General features: G+C 73.2%; 2 protein-coding genes. One reads left to right on the top strand and one right to left on the bottom strand.

All coding sequences use genetic code 11. The features are described from left to right. The coding region (locus tag N4P33_RS35055) for a serine/threonine-protein kinase (protein WP_260830947.1) at positions 1–1,026 on the bottom strand (1,026 nt) is incomplete at its 3' end. A gap of 365 nt (positions 1,027–1,391) precedes the next feature. Between N4P33_RS35055 and N4P33_RS35060 the strand changes: the two genes are divergently transcribed. Continuing rightward, positions 1,392–1,688: hypothetical protein (locus N4P33_RS35060; protein WP_260830948.1), on the top strand; the 297-nt coding region annotated here is incomplete at its 3' end.

Below are 1,688 nucleotides of genomic sequence, written 5' to 3' on the forward strand. Positions count from 1 at the left end.
TCCGCCGGTGTGCGGCAGGACGCTGGTCGCGCCGTTCGGGTCGTAGGAGCCGGCGCCGTGCGGCAGCACCTGCGTGGGGTCGGCGGCGCCGGGCGTGCCGGGCACGGGCGCGGGAGCCGGGTCGGGCATGAGGAGCGCGCCGACGTTCTCGGCGGCGGAGATCTGCGCGGAGTTGGCGTGCACGCCGATGCCCTCGGCGACGACGCGCAGGCCGCGCGCGAGGTTCTCGGCGCTGGGGCGGTCGTCGGGGTTCTTGCGCAGGCAGCGCTCGATGACCGTCCACAGCGGGTCGGGGACGGTGGAGGGGCGGCGCGGTTCGGCGCTCAGGTGCTGGTGGAGGACCTCGAGCGCGGAGCCGCCGGAGAACGGCGGGCGGCCGGTGACCAGCTCGTACAGCAGGATGCCGGCGCCGTAGATGTCGACGGCGGAGGTCTGCGGGCGTCCCTCGGCGGACTCGGGCGCGACGTACGCGGGTGTGCCGACGAACTCGTGGGTGCGGGTGAGGCCGGGCGAGTCGGCGAGGCGGGCGATGCCGAAGTCGGTGAGCATCGGGTGCATCTCGCCGCCCTGCTGCTTGAGCAGGACGTTGGCCGGCTTCAGGTCGCGGTGGACGACGCCGTCGGCGTGGCTGGCGGCGAGCGCGTCGGCGATCTGGGCGGTGAGCAGGGAGGCGGCCACCGGGGTGAAGGGGCCGTTCTCACGCAGGTAGCGGTGCAGGTCGGGGCCGTCGATGAGGTCCATGACGAGGGCGAGGAGATCGCCCTCGACGACCAGGTCGCGGACCCGGACGATGTTGGGGTGGGTCAGCCGGAGCAGCACGGAGCGCTCCCGGAGGAAGCGCATCACGACGTCGGCGTCGTTCGCGAGCTCCTCCTTGAGGACCTTGATCGCGACGGTCTCGCCGGGCTGTCCGGGCACGGCCGCCTCGGCGCCCGCGGTCTCCCGCTGGCGCGCACGCCAGACGGTCCCCGTGGCGCCGCGACCGAGCGGCTCCTCGAGGAGGTACTTGCTGCCGACTGGCCGCACGTCACGCGCTCCCTGCTGCTTGCCTTGCCTGTTTGCCGTTCCGACCCACTGTAGTGCCGTGGTGCGCGAGACCGGGCTGTCGTCTTTCTGTGGGTCTTACGTACACGCTCCCGCACGTGTTCGAAGGAAAGACGCTCGGCTCGGTCTCGTGGTTGCCGAAAACGGACGTGACCGATCTCAAGCGATCGCTCGCACCGTCGTTGCCAGGCACTTTTGCGGGCAGAGCCGACCAATCAAGATCACTTGTGGTGGAGCGGCGGGCGCGTTGTCGGTGGCAGGTGCGAGGATGCGTGCAGTACTGGCCGACGTGCTCGTGCGGGGTGGGGGGACCTTCCGCGCCCGCGCAGAAGGGACCGCTGACGGCGATGCAGATCCGGCTGACCGTCGTAGACCCGCTGGGTCTGGCCTCCCCCGCGCGGGACCGCGCCGCGAGCTGCGACGTGCTGGTCACGGCCCCCGCGGGTACGGCGCTGGCCGCGGTCGCCTCCGCCCTGGCCTCCGCGGTCTCCGGCGGCGAGGGGTCCTCCGGCACTCCGGTGCTGTACGCGGGTGAGCAGCGGCTGGACGCGCAGCGCTGCACGCTGGGCGAGCCGCCGCTGCTCGACGGGGCGGTGCTGGCCGTGGGCGCGCCGGGGGTGCCCGAGCCGCATCCCGAGCTGGAC

The sequence above is a fragment of the Streptomyces sp. 15-116A genome, from assembly GCF_025290915.1.
Taxonomy (GTDB): Bacteria; Actinomycetota; Actinomycetes; order Streptomycetales; family Streptomycetaceae; genus Streptomyces.